The organism is Gordonia heveisoli, assembly GCF_030315745.1.
Lineage (GTDB): Bacteria > Actinomycetota > Actinomycetes > Mycobacteriales > Mycobacteriaceae > Gordonia.
Genome location: NZ_JASXSH010000011.1, coordinates 1 through 14,816 on the forward strand (window position 1 = coordinate 1; position 14,816 = coordinate 14,816).

At 69.7% G+C, this 14,816-nt stretch carries 14 protein-coding genes, 1 tRNA gene, 1 other RNA gene and 1 pseudogene; 11 read left to right on the forward strand and 6 right to left on the reverse strand.

Features of this window, described 5'->3' with window-relative positions; translation table 11 throughout:
• Positions 1–185 (forward strand): annotated as a pseudogene (locus QSJ18_RS11220) (LLM class F420-dependent oxidoreductase); the annotation flags it as partial.
• A 141-nt stretch (positions 186–326) separates the two neighbouring features.
• Positions 327–401, forward strand: a tRNA-Val gene (locus QSJ18_RS11225).
• Positions 402–909: 508 nt separating this feature from the next.
• Here the strand turns inward: QSJ18_RS11225 and QSJ18_RS11230 are convergent.
• Together QSJ18_RS11230 and QSJ18_RS11235 are read right to left on the reverse strand one after the other, a co-directional pair.
• Positions 910–1,890 carry a helix-turn-helix transcriptional regulator gene (locus QSJ18_RS11230; RefSeq protein ID WP_286326534.1) on the reverse strand — a complete coding sequence of 327 codons (981 nt, stop codon included), beginning with the start codon at positions 1,888–1,890 and terminating at the stop codon, positions 910–912.
• A 56-nt stretch (positions 1,891–1,946) separates the two neighbouring features.
• Positions 1,947–2,927, reverse strand: a complete 981-nt coding sequence (locus QSJ18_RS11235) for a CE1 family esterase (RefSeq protein WP_286326535.1) — start codon at positions 2,925–2,927, stop codon at positions 1,947–1,949.
• Positions 2,928–3,059: 132 nt separating this feature from the next.
• Between QSJ18_RS11235 and QSJ18_RS11240 the strand changes: the two genes are divergently transcribed.
• The gene (locus QSJ18_RS11240; protein ID WP_286326536.1) at positions 3,060–3,878 is read left to right on the forward strand and encodes a maleylpyruvate isomerase family mycothiol-dependent enzyme; all 819 of its coding nucleotides are present in this window, start codon (positions 3,060–3,062) and stop codon (positions 3,876–3,878) included.
• 121 nt (positions 3,879–3,999) lie between these two features.
• Here the strand turns inward: QSJ18_RS11240 and QSJ18_RS11245 are convergent, their stop codons facing one another.
• On the reverse strand, positions 4,000–4,896 hold the full coding sequence (locus tag QSJ18_RS11245; RefSeq protein WP_286326537.1) for a spermidine synthase: 897 nt from the start codon (positions 4,894–4,896) through the stop codon (positions 4,000–4,002).
• A gap of 62 nt (positions 4,897–4,958) precedes the next feature.
• On the opposite strand from QSJ18_RS11245, the gene QSJ18_RS11250 reads away from it, so the two are divergent.
• The gene (locus QSJ18_RS11250) at positions 4,959–5,939 is read left to right on the forward strand and encodes a cobalamin biosynthesis protein (protein WP_286326538.1); all 981 of its coding nucleotides are present in this window, start codon (positions 4,959–4,961) and stop codon (positions 5,937–5,939) included.
• Here QSJ18_RS11250 and QSJ18_RS11255 read toward each other — a convergent pair.
• Positions 5,917–6,879 carry an SURF1 family cytochrome oxidase biogenesis protein gene (locus QSJ18_RS11255; protein ID WP_286326679.1) on the reverse strand — a complete coding sequence of 321 codons (963 nt, stop codon included), beginning with the start codon at positions 6,877–6,879 and terminating at the stop codon, positions 5,917–5,919. The genes QSJ18_RS11250 and QSJ18_RS11255 overlap by 23 nt on opposite strands.
• A gap of 37 nt (positions 6,880–6,916) precedes the next feature.
• Here QSJ18_RS11255 and QSJ18_RS11260 point away from each other — a divergent pair, with 37 nt between their 5' ends.
• Positions 6,917–7,921: a zinc-binding metallopeptidase family protein gene (locus QSJ18_RS11260; protein WP_286326539.1), complete on the forward strand. Its 1,005-nt coding sequence runs from the start codon at positions 6,917–6,919 to the stop codon at positions 7,919–7,921.
• 23 nt (positions 7,922–7,944) lie between these two features.
• On the opposite strand, the gene QSJ18_RS11265 is transcribed toward QSJ18_RS11260, so the two are convergent.
• The gene (locus QSJ18_RS11265; protein WP_286326540.1) at positions 7,945–8,418 is read right to left on the reverse strand and encodes a low molecular weight protein-tyrosine-phosphatase; all 474 of its coding nucleotides are present in this window, start codon (positions 8,416–8,418) and stop codon (positions 7,945–7,947) included.
• Positions 8,411–9,097 carry an HAD hydrolase-like protein gene (locus tag QSJ18_RS11270; RefSeq protein WP_286326541.1) on the reverse strand — a complete coding sequence of 229 codons (687 nt, stop codon included), beginning with the start codon at positions 9,095–9,097 and terminating at the stop codon, positions 8,411–8,413. Before QSJ18_RS11270 ends, QSJ18_RS11265 begins: the two co-directional genes overlap by 8 nt.
• 30 nt (positions 9,098–9,127) lie before the next feature.
• Here QSJ18_RS11270 and cobC point away from each other — a divergent pair, with 30 nt between their 5' ends.
• The 6 genes from cobC to QSJ18_RS11300 all read left to right on the forward strand — a co-directional run bounded on the left by cobC (position 9,128) and on the right by QSJ18_RS11300 (position 14,815).
• On the forward strand, positions 9,128–10,231 hold the full coding sequence (gene cobC, locus QSJ18_RS11275; protein ID WP_286326542.1) for an Rv2231c family pyridoxal phosphate-dependent protein CobC: 1,104 nt from the start codon (positions 9,128–9,130) through the stop codon (positions 10,229–10,231).
• Positions 10,224–11,372, forward strand: a complete 1,149-nt coding sequence (locus QSJ18_RS11280; RefSeq protein ID WP_286326543.1) for a Nif3-like dinuclear metal center hexameric protein — start codon at positions 10,224–10,226, stop codon at positions 11,370–11,372. Before cobC ends, QSJ18_RS11280 begins: the two co-directional genes overlap by 8 nt.
• A gap of 96 nt (positions 11,373–11,468) precedes the next feature.
• Positions 11,469–12,206, forward strand: a complete 738-nt coding sequence (locus tag QSJ18_RS11285) for a zinc ribbon domain-containing protein (protein WP_286326545.1) — start codon at positions 11,469–11,471, stop codon at positions 12,204–12,206.
• 5 nt (positions 12,207–12,211) lie between these two features.
• Complete coding sequence (locus QSJ18_RS11290; protein WP_286326546.1) at positions 12,212–12,871, forward strand: histidine phosphatase family protein; 660 nt, start codon at positions 12,212–12,214, stop codon at positions 12,869–12,871.
• Positions 12,872–12,937: 66 nt separating this feature from the next.
• An RNA gene (rnpB, locus tag QSJ18_RS11295) (RNase P RNA component class A) lies at positions 12,938–13,340 on the forward strand.
• A 56-nt stretch (positions 13,341–13,396) separates the two neighbouring features.
• On the forward strand, positions 13,397–14,815 hold the full coding sequence (locus QSJ18_RS11300) for an RNB domain-containing ribonuclease (protein WP_286326547.1): 1,419 nt from the start codon (positions 13,397–13,399) through the stop codon (positions 14,813–14,815).
• Position 14,816 lies beyond the last annotated feature (1 nt).

Genomic DNA, 14,816 nt, shown 5'->3' on the forward strand with positions numbered 1-14,816 from the left:
CCCGCGAGGGGGAGCCGTCGGTCGTCGACCTCGCCGCCATCGGGTCGGCGGCATCGGTGACCAGGCAGTTGCGGCGCTATCTCGACGCCGGGGCCACCGCGGTGGGGCTCAGCCCACTTCGGAGCGAGCCGGGAGATCTCGAGGCGTTGTGGGAGGTCGCCGCCGGCCTCGACTCGGCCGTGTGAGGAGCGCCCGCGGAGATCCTCGGGCCAGGGGTGGAGCGCGGGGTTCACGCGGGTGCCGCCAGGGTACGAGCGTGCTTTTGCCGATCGGTAGGGGGAAGGACTAGATTCGTGACTTGGTCCGTCCAGTTCACCGGCCGGCACGCGCGTATAGCTCAGCGGTAGAGCTCTGGTCTTACACACCAGCGGTCAGGGGTTCGAATCCCTTTGCGCGCACCACATAGCGGTGCAGGTAGGAGCCAGTTTCCTCGACCGCGGCCATATCGGAACCACCGACGCCGTTCCTCGACAGTCTGACCGAGACGGGATGACCGGCGGGCGCCCGGGGGGTGCTCTACGAGATCCGCCAGGACGGCGAAAAAGTCGGGACGCCCCAGACGTCGCTACCCCGGCCGTTCAATGGTCCTGTTATTTCAAGGCTTGGCCAGGATGCGCCCAAGGCGTCCCGCAGTCTAGGGTACTCCCGGCGTCGACAACGATCCGACTCACAACCGATGCAAAGCGTCCCGCTTCCGCACATAGGTGACCGCCGTATAGCGGTGAGGCGCCGCCCCTGCCGATCGTGTCGTCGCAATCGACGGCGGGCCGTGGTTCGTCCGTCGGCGCCTCCAGCGCCTCGACGACACCGGGATCATCGAGACGATTACCAAGCGGCCGTTGCGTTTTCGGCTCACCGATCGGGGCGCGTCGCTCCTCGAACCGGGTGGGCAGTGATTCCCCCAGGTGGTCAGCCCGTCTGCCCGGCCCGTCGGTAGCGGGCGGCGGCCCGTTCGTGAAATGCGGCGACCTCGGCGCATTCGGCGCGCAATTCGACGGGGGACAGGACGTCGAAGTCGGCGTCGAAGGCGTACAGCCAGCGGGCGATCGAGGTGAGCGACTTGCCGTACAGGGTCAGCTCGCAGGAGGTGTCGTCGCCGGCCTCGACGCTGCCCCAACTGGCATGGACCATCGAGGCCACGGCACCGAGCGGCGCATGGACCCGGACGTGTGCCGCTGCCTGGCGGGACACCTCGCCGAGGGTGCGTGCCAGATAGGCGGCGGCACCACCCTCGGGGAGCTCGCGCGGACTGAACCGGGGGCCGGTGGGGATCTTCGGTGTCATCCGGTCCACCCGGAAGGATCGCCAGTCTTCGCGATGGATATCCCAACACAGCAGGTACCAGCGGTAGCCGTTGCGCACCAGCCGATATGGCTCCACCTCGCGCCGGCTCTCGACACCCTCGCGGGTGACGTAGTCGAAGCGGAGGCGTTCGCCGCGGTGGCATGCGGTGGCGATGTCGGTCAGCGTCGACGACGACACCGACGACTGGTCGTACTGGCGGGGGACGGCCTCCACCCGCAGCGTGTCGAGCCGGTGACGCAGCCGCGACGGCATGACCTGGCGCAGCTTGGTCAGCGCACCCGCGGACGCCTCGGCCATGTCGGTGACCGATCCGGTGGTGACGGCGTCGAGTCCGAGGGCCACCGCGAGAACCTCCTGATCGTCGAGCAGCAGCGGAGGCATCTCGGCGCCCGCGCCCAGACGGTAGCCGCCGCCGACCCCGACGGTCGCCTCCACCGGATAGCCGAGTTCACGCAGCTTGTCGACGTCGCGCCGGACGGTGCGGGTGGTGATGTGCAGGCGTTGGGCCAGCTCGTTACCCGACCAGTCGCGTCGCGTCTGCAATAGCGACAACAACGACAGGAGCCGGGCCGAGGTTTCGAGCATGCGTCCATGGTGCCCCACCCCGCGGACAGTTTCGGTCCGCATTGTGGGGTCCGGGATCAGCTACCCGACCCGCCCCACTGTGCGTGCGCGGAGAAGAACCGCCAGATGACCGCGGTACTCGACGTCAGTTCGCTGCTGCCGGTGCTGACCGAACCGAACGGGGAGGTGTCGATCAGTGCGGGCCAGCGGTGGGTGCCACCGTTGATCCGGTAGTGCACCACCTCGTGTCCGAGTGCCGAGCACAATGGCCACGACATCCGATCAACCGAAGGTCCGGTCGCGACCGTGAGAGGCGTCGAGACACATCCGGCGGCACGAGTCCACATACCCAGCCATTGTGAGACCGCCAGATAGCGCTCGCCGAAGCGGCGTCCGCCGTTGTAGTGGATCGTGCCGTCGGCGGTGCCGTGAAAGTCGATGACCGACGCGGGTCGCGGACGGCAGCCGGCGATGGTGCGCGTGTAGACCGCTCCGTTGACGACCGCGAAGGCGGCGAACTGTCCGGGCATCCGGCAGGCGAGCAGCATCGTCAGACCACCGCCGTTGGATCGGCCGAGGACGAAGGTGCGGCCGGGATCGACACACAGCCGGGCCCGGACATCGGTGAGGATCGCTCGGGTGAAGCCGATGTCGTCCGACCGAGGGGACGAATACGGCGCGCCCTGCCAGGCCGGTGTGCCGCCCACGCCACGCAATGCTTCGGGGTAGACGACGATCGCGGGTAGTTTCGACAATCCGGTATAGCGCTCGAAGCTGACGTTGCGTTCGCCGTGGCCGTGAAAGGCGAGGACCAGCGGTCGCGGACCGATCCCGACCGGCACATGAATCCGATACGAACGTTCCACTCCGGCCACCCGAAGAGTGCGCACGGCCGACCCGGGATGCAGTCCGTCGAGCCGAGTGCAGTTGCCCGCCTGGTAGATCGGTGAGTTCGTCGTCGCGCGGGCGGGCGCGGACGCCGCCCACGACGCCGAGCCGACGAGGATCGAGGCCACCGCGATCACAGCGCACCACAGCGCCGCACCAGTCTTCTGCACGCGCAATAGCGTAAGTCCTGATCGCGGCCGCCGCCCGGGCGGTCGGGAAACCGTCGATGCCCGCCGAACGCCGCAGCCCCGGCGCTACGGTGGGGATGACCACCGCCCGCGCGTCCCGCGAGGAGATCTCCGATGCCGATCACGCTGCCCGCCGCCCCGATCACCGAGGCGCTGACCGCGCAGTGGCGAACGATCCAGACGCTGGCCGAGGCGCTCGACGAACGGCAGTGGCACACCCCGTCGGTGCTGCCCGGATGGTCGCAGGCCGACATCGTCGCCCACATCATCGGCACCGAGAGCCTGCTCGCCGGCCGATCGGTCGACCCCGTTCCCGACGCACCCGCCGCCGACCACGTCCGCAACCCGATCGGCGAACTCAACGAGAACTGGGTGCAGCACTTCCGTGACCAGTCACGCGCCCAGGTACTGGCGGCGCTGGACGAGATCCTCCAGGTGCGGACCGCCGCGTTGACGGCCATGAGTCAGCAGCAATTCGACGAACCGACCGTCACCCCGGCGGGCCCGGACACCTACGGCCGGTTCATGCGGATCAGGATCTTCGACTGCTGGATGCACGAGATCGACCTCCGTGACGTCCTCGACGGTTCGGTGCCTGCCGATCCGAACCCGGCGCGGTGGGCCGTCGATGAGATCGCCACCTCGCTGCCCTTCGTCGTCGGTAAGCGGGCCGGGATGCCGAGCGGAACACGGGTGCTGTTCGAGATCACCGGTCTGGCCGCCCGCACAGTCCGAGTCGAGGTCGGTGACCGCGCTGCCATCGTCGACGCGTTCGGCGACGGGGACCGAGCAGATGTCACGCTGACCGTGGACACCGTCGACTTCGCCCGGCTGGTCGGCGGACGCCGTGGCGCCGACCCGGGGACCGTCGACATCGCCGGAGATCGGGCGCGGGGCGAACGGATCGTCGGCGTCCTCGACTATGTGATCTGACGGTTATCTGATCTGGCGGCTAGGTGATCTGGCGGCTGTGTGAGCTGGGGCCGTCGACCGCGGTGCGAACGCATGTGCGAGCCGAGTTCACCTGTGCGACGGAGTGATTCACTGGCGAGAATCAGGTGTCGTCTGGGCGGACGACACCGAGGTCGTGATCGAGCAACGCGACGGTACCGAAGTCCCGGGCAGCCCGGCCGGCGACGACGTGTGCGGGTAGTGGGTCGCTGAGGAGGCGGCGGACCAGTGCCGGGGATGCCTCCAGCGGGCCGTCGCTGCCCACCAGCACCACATTTCCGACGCGGCGGCCCTTGAGCATCGCCGGATCGGCGATCAGCATGACGTTGTCGAAGACCGATGCGATGGTCGCCGCCTCGGCCCGCGCCAGTGCCAAGTTCCGGCCGTCGCCGCAGTTGGCCAGGTACAGCCCGCCCGGCGCCAGGACGTCGTGCACGCTGCGGGTGAACTCGACGGTGGTCAGATGAACCGGCGCTCGGTCGCCGACGAAAGCGTCGCGCACCACCACATCGCGGCTGGCGGGGGAGAGTCCGGCGGTCACGGCGCGGGCGTCGCCGACCCGGATGCGCAGCAGCGGGGCCCGGGGCAGATCGAACCACTCGCGGACCAGCCGGGCGAGTTCGGCGTCGATCTCCACCGCCACCTGGCGGGCCTGTGCATAGCGGTCGGCGAGGTAGCGGGCCAGCGCACAGGCCGCACCACCCAGATGCAGCACCCGCAGGTGGTCGTCGGGGGCATGGCGCTCATCGATGACCGCGGCCATCTGACGCAGATACTCGAAGTCGAGGAGCCCCGGATCGTCGGGATCGATATGCGAACTGTGCGCGCCGTTGATCGTCAGCAGCCAGCCACCGGCGATCGGGTCGGGGGTCAGCTCGGCGATGCCGCTGTCGATCGGGTGGCGTCCGGCAACCGGACCGCCGACCGAGGCCGCCGAGGACTTCGTTCGCGACGGCTTCTTCGGAGCGGATCGGGGCGCGGGCGGCTTCTTGCGGGACATCGTTGGTCAAGTCTGGCATGCGCGCGAGGGCGCCGCGGCGTGCGGTCGCTACGATCGGCGGCGTGCCTGCCCTCCCGCGCCCCGAGCGCCGCTACTCCCGCGCCGGTGCGACCGCGGTCGGGCTGGTGGTGGGCTATCTGGCCGATCGCGGGTTCGCCGATCCGCGCCGGTGGCATCCGGTCGCCGGATTCGGGCGCGCAGCCGGTGCGCTCGAAAGTCGCTACCACCGCGATTCGCGGTGGGCGGGAGCCGGATACGTCGCGGTGACGGCCGGTACCGCAACGATGCTGGCGGTCGGGGTCGACCGGCTGCGTATGGGCTGGATGTTGCGCGTGGCGACGACCGCGGTGACCACCTGGGCGGTCCTCGGCGGTACGTCGTTGTGCCGGGTCGGCGAGCAGATGGCCGATGCGCTGGACTCCGACGACATCGCGGCCGCCCGCGCACTGGTGCCCAGCCTGTGCGCCCGCGACCCAAACTCCCTCGATGCGGACGGGATCTGCCGTGCCGCAGTCGAATCGATCGCCGAGAACACCTCCGATGCGACGGTCGGCCCGCTGATCTGGGGTGGCCTGGCCGGGTTGGGCGGGCTGGTCGGCTATCGCGCGCTCAACACCCTCGACGCGATGGTCGGGTATCGCAGTCCACGCCATCTGCGATTCGGATGGGCGGCCGCGCGCGCCGACGATGCGGTGAATCTGCTGCCCGCGCGGGTGGCCGGACTGGCTACCGTCGCCGTCGGCGGAGCACCCCGAGAAACCATCGCGATCTGGCGACGCGACGCGGCCGCACATCCGAGCCCCAACGCCGGCGTCGTGGAGTCGAGCTTCGCCGGTGCTCTCGGTGTCCGGCTCGGCGGACGCACCGTCTACCGGTATGCGGTCGAGGAGCGTCCGACGCTGGGTGACGGCCTGCCGCCGAGTACCGCGGACCTGCGCGCTGCCGTCGACCTGTCGCGGCGGGTGCAGACCGCATCGCTGGTCACCGCGACCGGGGTGCTCGCCGCGCGGACGTGGTGGCTCAGCCGCCGTAGCGCTCGCTGAGCTTGTCGCGGACCCCGACGGCGGGTTCGGCCGCGGCGGGACCGCTGCCGATCTGACCGACCTGCCGACTGCCCGACGTCATACCCGCCTCACGTAGGTCGTGTTTCGCCTGCCGCCTGCGGTCGGATCGGGCAGGCACCTGGACGGCTTCGTCGCCCCGACCGGGGTCGGCCCCGGACGTCGCGGCCTTGGTTGCGGCGGCCGCCTTGCGGCGCCGATGCCGGATCTCGGAGAACAGGAAGTAGCCGGCACCCAGGGGTGCCATGATCCCGAAGGCCAGCCACTGCAGCCCATAGGACAGATACGGTCCCGAGTCGAGCTGGGGAAGCGGGATCTCGCCGAGCGATCCGGGCTGATTCGGAGATAGCTGCAGGTAGAACTGGTCGAGTGCCACGCCGGTCGCCCGGGAGATCTCGGCGGGATCGATGGAATAGACCGCGGTCCGGTCGCCTTCGCGATGGGCGCCGCGGCCCGCGGTGGTCCCTTCGGCGGCCCGGATGCGCGCGGTGATGGTGACCTGGCCGTCGGGGGTGGCAGGCACTGCCGGGGTCGCGCCGTTCTCGGGTCGGACGTATCCGCGGTTGACGGCGATCACCCGGTTGCCGCCTGCGACCGCGAAGGGCACGACGACTTCGGTCGCGGGGCGTTCCTCGACGTTGCGCAACCGCACGAGTACCTGGTCCTGCGGCAGGAAGTGGCCGCTGACGAGGACTTCATGCCATTCGTGCGACGGGACGAAACGGCCGTCGGGTGCCAGCTCGGCCAGCGGCACGGGATCGGTGTCGACGGCTGCGCGGATCAGGTCGTTGCGCTCGTTGGTGGACGAGTTCTTGCCCAGCTGCCACGGTGCCAACAGGGTGAAGCAGGCGACCGCGAAGGCGATGACGACGACCCCGAGGGCGATCCACCCGGGACGAAGTATGACTCGCAGCACGTGCACAGCCTCCACGTTACCCAGCGTGGGTACCGTGATCGGAATGCGAGACTTCCTCTGCCGTCGCTGCGGCCAGCGCCTGTCCTTCGAGAACAGTTTGTGTCTGCATTGCACGAGCGCCCTGGGCTTCTGGCTCGACACCCGGTCGATCCACGTCCTCGACGAGGCCGGCCGGGTCGAGGTCGACGGTCAGCTACTTGAACGTTGTATGAACACCCAGGTCGCACAGTGCAATTGGCTGGTTCCGTGGACCGGGATCCCGACGCTGTGCGCGTCGTGCCGCCTGACCCGCACCCGGCCGGGGGACTGGGATCAGGTCGCCCTGCCCGCCTACGGTCAGGCCGAGGCGGCCAAACGGCGCGTCATCCTCGAACTCGCCGAGCTCGGGTTGCCGATCCGCGGACGTGACGAAGATCCCGTCAATGGGCTCGCCTTCGACCTGCTGTCGAGCGCCCACGAGCCGGTCGTGACCGGGCACGCCAACGGGGTCATCACCCTGGACCTGGCCGAGGACGACGACGTGCACCGGGAGGCGATGCGCGTCGAACTCGCCGAACCCTACCGAACGGTGTTGGGCCATTTCCGGCATGAGATCGGCCACTACTACCAGCTCGTGCTCATCGACGACGCCCGCAGGCCGGGTTTCGAGGAGCACTTCGGCAACCCCGACCTCGACTATCAGGCCGCGCTGGATCGGCACTACTCCGAGGGGGCTCCGCGCGGCTGGGAGCAGACATATGTGTCGTCGTACGCGACGATGCATCCGGCCGAGGACTTCGCCGAGACCTTCGCGCACTATCTGCACATCCGCGACACCCTGGATACCGCCGCGGCCTTTGCGATGGCGCCGTCGGGTTCGACGCTGGACAGTGTGCTGCCCGGCGACGTCGGGTTCGACCGGCTCATCGAATGGTGGCTGCCGCTGACCTGGTCCCTCAACCAGATCAACCGGTCGATGGGCCACCCTGACCTCTACCCGTTCGTGCTGCCGAAGCCGGTGCTGGCGAAGATCCGGTTCGTACACAACCTGGTGGCACCCGCCGAGTGACCTGCGGTCTGGGTGCCCGGGCGTCAGCCGAGGGCGTCGCGGGTCCAGGCGATCAGGCCGTCCATCGCGGCCTCGATCTGTTCGCGGGTGGCGGTGAAGTCGGCATTGCCGCCGTAGTACGGGTCGGCGACGTCCTGATCGTCGGGGTTGGCCGCGGGATCGAAGGAGCGCAACAGTCGGATACGGTCGCCGAGCCGCTTGCGTTCGAGTTCACGGACATGGCCGGAATCCATGGCGACCAGCAGGTCGGCGTCCAGGTGATCGGGGCCGATCTGGGTGGCCGTGTGGACATCGGAGTACCCGTATGTCACCAGTTCGGCACGGGCGCGGTTGTCGGCGGGCTCGCCGACGTGCCAGCCGCTGGTCCCGCAGCTGGTCACCCGTACCCGGGGCGCCAAGCCGGCCCGTTCGACGGCCTCCCGGAAGATGTTCTGTGCCATCGGCGATCGGCAGATGTTGCCGGTGCACACGAAACAGACATGTAGTTGCTCAGACACCAAGTACCTCGCGCAGATCTGCGATTGACGAGACCGACCAGGCCGCGTCGTCTTCCTCCCCTGCCAGAGCGTAGCCCCAACCGACCAAAATCGCTGGAATGCCGAACCGTGCAGCACCTTCGACGTCGTGGTGGCGGTCGCCGATCATCACCAATGGGGTGTCGGGGGATCCGGTTTCGGGGTCGACGGCGATGTCGAGCTGGGTGAGTGCGTGCGCGATGACGTCATGTTTGAAACGGCGGGTGCCGTCGTCGCTGGCGCCGGCGATGACGCTGAAATGATGGGTCAGGCCGAAATGATCGAGGATCGTGCGCGCCGTCGTCTCGTTCTTGGAGGTAGCGATCGCGAGTGTGCGGCCGGAAGCGGAGAGATCGGCGAGTAACGAGTCCATCCCGGCGAAGACGGCGTTCTCGCGCCAGCCGATTTCGGTGTACCGGGTGCGGTAGGCGCGCATGGCCTCGTCGGTCACATCCGGAGCCAGCTGGAGCGAGTTGAGGGTGTCGATCATCGGGGGACCGGCGATACCCGCGACGATGTGCGGGTCTGGGTCGGGGGCACCCACATGCGCGAGGGCGTGGCGGAAGCTGTTCGCGATTCCCGCGAAGCTGTCGGTGATGGTGCCGTCGAGATCGACGAGCAGGGTGGTCGACGGGTGGCGAGGATCCGGGAGCGACGTCACACCACCATGGTGCCCGTAATGTCGTATGTCATGACATCCGGGTTGGATCACATCGTCGGGTCGGCGCGTGCGGTGGGCGCGGCGGCCGACTTACACGACCCCGATCGCCACGGCGATCAGGATGCGGCCCCGGGCATGGTCGACTTCGCGGTGAACGTCCGCGGTGCGCCACCGGCCTTCGTCATCGATGCGGTGCGCGCACGGCTCGACGACCTGGCGCACTATCCGGCACGCACCGACGAACTCGCCGCGATCGACGCCGTCGGCCGTGCGCACGGCCGCGATCGTGACGAGATCATGCTGCTCTCCGGTGCGGCCGACGGATTCGAGATGCTTCCCCGCCTGCGGCCGAAACACGCCGCCCTGATCCAACCCTCGTTCACTGAACCCGAACTGGCGCTGCGGGCCGCCGGGATTCGGCTGACGCAGGTGGAACTGGCCCCACCCTGGCGACTCGCCGACGCCGCCGTCCCCGACGACGCCGACCTCGTCGTCCTGGGCAACCCGACCAACCCGACATCGGTGCTGCACCCGCGGGCGACGATCGAGGCGCTGCGCCGTCCGGGCCGGCTCATCGTCGTGGACGAGGCCTTCGCCGACCTGACCGTCGGCGCCGGTGGGATGCCCGAACCGGAATCAATGGCCGCCGAACGACTGCCCGACGTCATCGTCATCCGCAGTGTCACCAAGACGTTTGGGCTGGCCGGGCTGCGGGCGGGCTACCTGCTGGCCGCGCCGCAGGTGCTCGACCGGCTACGGGCGGGGCGTCGACCGTGGCCGTTGTCGACGTTGGCGCTGGCAGCTCTGACCGAATGCGTGGGACCCGCCGGGCGTCGGTACGGCATCGAACAGTCGTCGGCGGTCGCCGCCGAGCGCGATCATCTGTGCGCACGACTGACCGAGATCGGGGTGCCGGTCGCGGTCGCACCCGCGGCGCCGTTCGTGCTGATCGAGGTCGCCGACGGCCTGGCGGTCAAGGCGGGCCTGGCGGGGCGTGGTTTCGCCGTGCGCAGCTGCGCGAATTTCATCGGACTCGGCGATGACCACCTCCGGCTCGCGGTCCGTCCGACGGCGCAGGTGGACGCGTTGGTATCCGCGATCGACGAAGTGCGAAAGGAACTGGGCCATGGGTGAATCGGCGGGGCAGTCGGCAGTCGGATCGGTGACGGTCGGTGACGTGGTCGGGGTGGTCGAGGCCGCCTATCCGCCTGCCCTCGCCGCATCCTGGGACGAGGTCGGCCTGGTCTGCGGTGACCGTGCCGAACAGGTGCGGACGGTGCGCGTCTGCGTCGACGTGACCGACGAGGTCGTCGACGCGGCGGTGGCCGACGGGATCGACCTCATCCTGGCCCACCACCCGCTGCTGCTACGTGGGGTGACGACCGTCGCCGCGGACACCGGCAAGGGGCGGATCATCCACCGGCTCATCCGCAACGGGATCGCACTGCTGACCGCGCACACCAACGCCGACAGTGCACGTCCGGGGGTGTCGGATGCGCTCGCCGATCTGCTCGGCCTCGTCGATACCGTGCCGATCGATCCCGTTCCGGTCACGCCGATGGACAAATGGGTCGTGATGGTGCCCGAGGGCAACGTCGAACAGGTCAGCGAGGCGATGTTCGCCGCCGGCGCCGGGACGATCGGGGAGTACCGCGACTGTTCCTGGTCGGTGGTGGGCACCGGACAGTTCGAGCCGCTGGAGAACGCCGCCCCGACCATCGGTGAGATCGGTATGCGAACACACGTCGACGAGGCGCGGGTCGAGATGGTCGCCTCCCGTGGCATCCGACGCCGGGTACTGGCAGCACTGCGCGCGGCCCATCCGTACGAGGAACCCGCATTCGACGTGCTCGAACTTGCCGACCTCGACAGCGTGGTCGGGATCGGCCGGGCCGGCACCCTCGCCGAACCGGTGACGCTTGCCGAGTTCACCCGTCGGGCCGCGAGTCTGCTCGGCACCCCGGCCGGGGTACGCGCCGCGGGTGACCCGGACCGCCTGCTGCGCACCGTCGCGGTGTGCGGCGGCTCCGGCGACTCCTATCTGGACACGGTCGGGCGGCTGGGCGTCGACGCCTACCTGACCGCCGACCTGCGTCATCATCCGGCCGACGAGGCGCTGCGGATCGGCGGACCCGCGCTGATCGACGCCGGGCACTGGGCCACCGAATTCCCGTGGTGTGCACACGCCGCCGCGCTACTGGCGGACCAGCTCGGAGTGGTCGCGACGGTCCACGATCAGCCGACCGATCCGTTCCGGATCCACAGCACCGGGTGAGGCGTCGGGGTCGTCGCCGATCACGACGCACCTGCGCCCGGTCACGAGGTGGTCGCCGCGTACGGTGGGGGGACTCGAAAACCCAGGAGGCTCCATATGAAGGTCGATGCCGGCGCACAGCGTGTGCTGCTGGAGCTCGCCGACGCCGACGCCGTCGTCGCGCGCCTGACCCACCGGCGTAAGAACCTCCCACAGGAGGCGCCGATCGCCGAGGCGGAGAAGGCTGTCGACAGCGCCCGGGACGATCTGGTGCGTTCGGAGATCGCTGCCGAGGACGTCACCCGCGAGTACCGTCGCATCGAATCCGAGGTCACCGGGATGGTCGCCCGCGAAGCCAAGGACAGCGCGGCGCTGACGGCAGGCGGACTGGCCCCGAAGGCGCTGTCGGAACTGCAGCATGAGCTGGCCGGCCTGGGCCGTCGCCGCGGGGTCCTCGAAGACGAGATGCTGTCGCTGCTCGAACAGCAGGAGGCCGTCGACGGCGAACGTGACCGGGCGGCCGCGACCATCGACCATCTGCGGACCCAACTGACCGAGCTGGAGACCGCGCGCGACACCGAGGCCGCCGAGGTCGACGCCGAACTCGCCGCCGCGACCACTCGTCGGGAGACGATCGCCGCGGAGGTCGACCCGACGCTGCTGCCGATCTACGACAAACAGCGTGCCCAGGGGCGTATCGGTGCGGGTCTGTTGCGCGCCCGGCGCTGCGGTGCGTGCCGGATGGAACTCGACCGCGGCACCCTCTCCGGTATCGCGGCGGCAACCTCGGACGAGGTCATCCGCTGCGAGGAATGCGGCGCGATCCTCATCCGCACCCACGAGTCGGGCCTGTAGTCGCGGTGAGCACCTCCACCGGGCGGGCACCGTCCTGGCAGGGACAACTCGGGGCGCCGACGCGGCTGATCCTGCTCCGGCACGGACAGACCGAGCTGTCGGTGCAGCGCCGCTACTCCGGCCGCGGCAACCCGCCCCTCACCGACGAGGGGCTGCGACAGGCGCGTGCCGCCGGAGCCCGCGTGGCCGCCGAGCCGGATATCGCGGCCGTCGTGTCGTCGCCGCTGGCCAGGGCGCGCACCACCGCACAGCAGGTCGCCGACCATGCCGGCCTCGCCGTCACCGAACATCCCGGCCTGATCGAGACCGACTTCGGCGACTGGGAGGGGTTGACCTTCGCCGAAGCGGCCCAACGCGATCCGCAGCTGCATCCGCGCTGGCTCGGTGACGTCACGGTGCCTGCACCCGGCGGGGAGAGTTTCGCCGCGGTCGGCGAACGGGTGGCCGCGGTCCGCGATCACCTGCTGGCGCAGTATCCAGGCCAGACGGTGGTGCTCGTCTCCCATGTCACCCCGATCAAGCTGTTTCTGCGCGACGCGTTGGGCGTGGGGTCCGAACTGCTGTTCCGGCTGCATCTGGACCTGGCCTCAGTCTCCATCGCGGAGTTCTTCGGCGACGGCGGGTCGGTGGTCCGTCTCGTCAACGACACCGCACATCTGCGCTGACCCGCACCCGGCGCGGGTACGCCCGGCTCGACCGGGCGGGCGGCTGACGTATGCTGTCCGGGCGAACGAGTCGGCCGGGCGGCCGCGGTGCGCGGAACGACCGGTTCACCGGCACGCCGTACACCGAGGAAAGTCCGGACTCCACAGAGCAGGGTGGTTGTTAACGGCAACCCGGGGTGACCCGCGGGACAGTGCCACAGAGAACAGACCGCCGGTCGTCAGGCCGGTAAGGGTGAAACGGTGCGGTAAGAGCGCACCAGCGGCGCGGGTGACCGTGCCGGCTAGGTAAACCCCACCCGGAGCAAGGCCGAAGCGCGGACCGCGAGGTGCGCGTGCGCGGGTGTTATGAGGGCGGCTCGCCCCAGCCCGCGGGTGGGCCGCTCGAGGTGCCCGGTGACGGTGCACCCAGATGGATGGTCGCCACCGACTGTTGTCGGTACAGGATCCGGCTTACACGCCGACTCGTTCGCCCCCCGCCTCGTCGGGTCCCCGCCGGATCGGGGCGCACTCGATAGGGTCGGGGTCGTGCAACGCAGACTTTCGGCTCCCGACATCGACTTCGACGCGATCCGAGGCGAACTCGGCGTCGACGAGAATTACGGTGACGCGGCGCTCGCCGAAGCCGAACGCGCCGTCGACCGATATGCCGACGAGCGCGAAAACTACACCGACCTGCCCTTCGTCACCATCGATCCGCCCGGGTCGATGGATCTGGATCAGGCAGTCCATCTGAGCGCCGACGCCGACGGTTTCGTGGTGAACTACGCCATCGCCGACGTCGGCGCGCTGGTCGAACCGGAAGGTGCCCTCGACCAGGAGAGTCGTCGCCGAGGTACCACCATCTACTTCCCGGACGGCTCGGTGCCACTGCACCCGCGAGCGCTGTCGGAAGGATCGGGGTCGCTGCTGCCCGACCAGATCCGGCCCTGTGTGCTCTGGACGATCCACGTCGACCCCGATGGCGCCATCGGCGACGTGGCGGTACGACGCGCCCGGGTACGGTCGGTGGCCCGGCTCGACTACGCCGGGGTGTCCGCGGATGCGGCCGCCGGTCGGCTGCACCCGTCCATCGCGGCGCTGCCCGACTTCGGCGAACTGCGCGCACGGGTCGCGCTGGCGGCCGGGGCCGTTGAACTGGACCTGCCCGACCAGGAGGTCGTCGGCGAGTCCGGCGGGTGGGCGTTGCGCATCGCGCCCCGCACCCCGGCCGACCGGTGGAACTCGCAGCTGTCGCTGTTGGCCGGTCGGTGTGCCGGCGAGATCATGGCGGCGGCCGGTGTCGGGCTGTTGCGTACCCTGCCGCCTGCCGAGGCGTCGGCGATCGATGCCCTGCGCGCCACCGCGACGGCACTCGGCGTGGACTGGCCGCAGGGGACGACCCCGGGACAGTTCCTGGCCACATTGCCGGTCGACGCACCATCCACATTGGCCCTGATGTCGCGGGCCGGCGGCCTGATGCGGGGGTCGGGATACCTGGCGCTCGGCGTCGGGGAGGCGCCCGCGGCTCCCGGCCCGGAGGCGATGGTGCATACCGCGGTCGGTGGGCTCTACGCCCACGTGACCGCCCCGCTGCGCCGACTCGGCGACCGTTTCGCCACCGAGGTATGTCTCGCGGTACAGGCCGGAAAGCCGGTGCCGGACTGGACTCTTCGCGCACTGCCGACACTCCCGAAGATCCTGCGGTCGGCCGATTCGCTGGGTTCGTCGGCCGACCGTGCGAGCATCGACCTCGCCGAGGCGGTGGTACTCGGAGACCGGGTCGGGCAGAAATTCGACGCGGTGGTGATGGCCGAGGCAGAGGGCAAACGGGCGGCCCGCATCTTCATCGCCGACCCGGCCGTCATCGCTACCTGCGACGGTCAGCCACCGCAGGGCCGTCGGCTGCCGGTGGTACTCACGGCAGCTGACCCCGTCAAGCGACTGGTCACCTTCGCGCCGGTGTGAC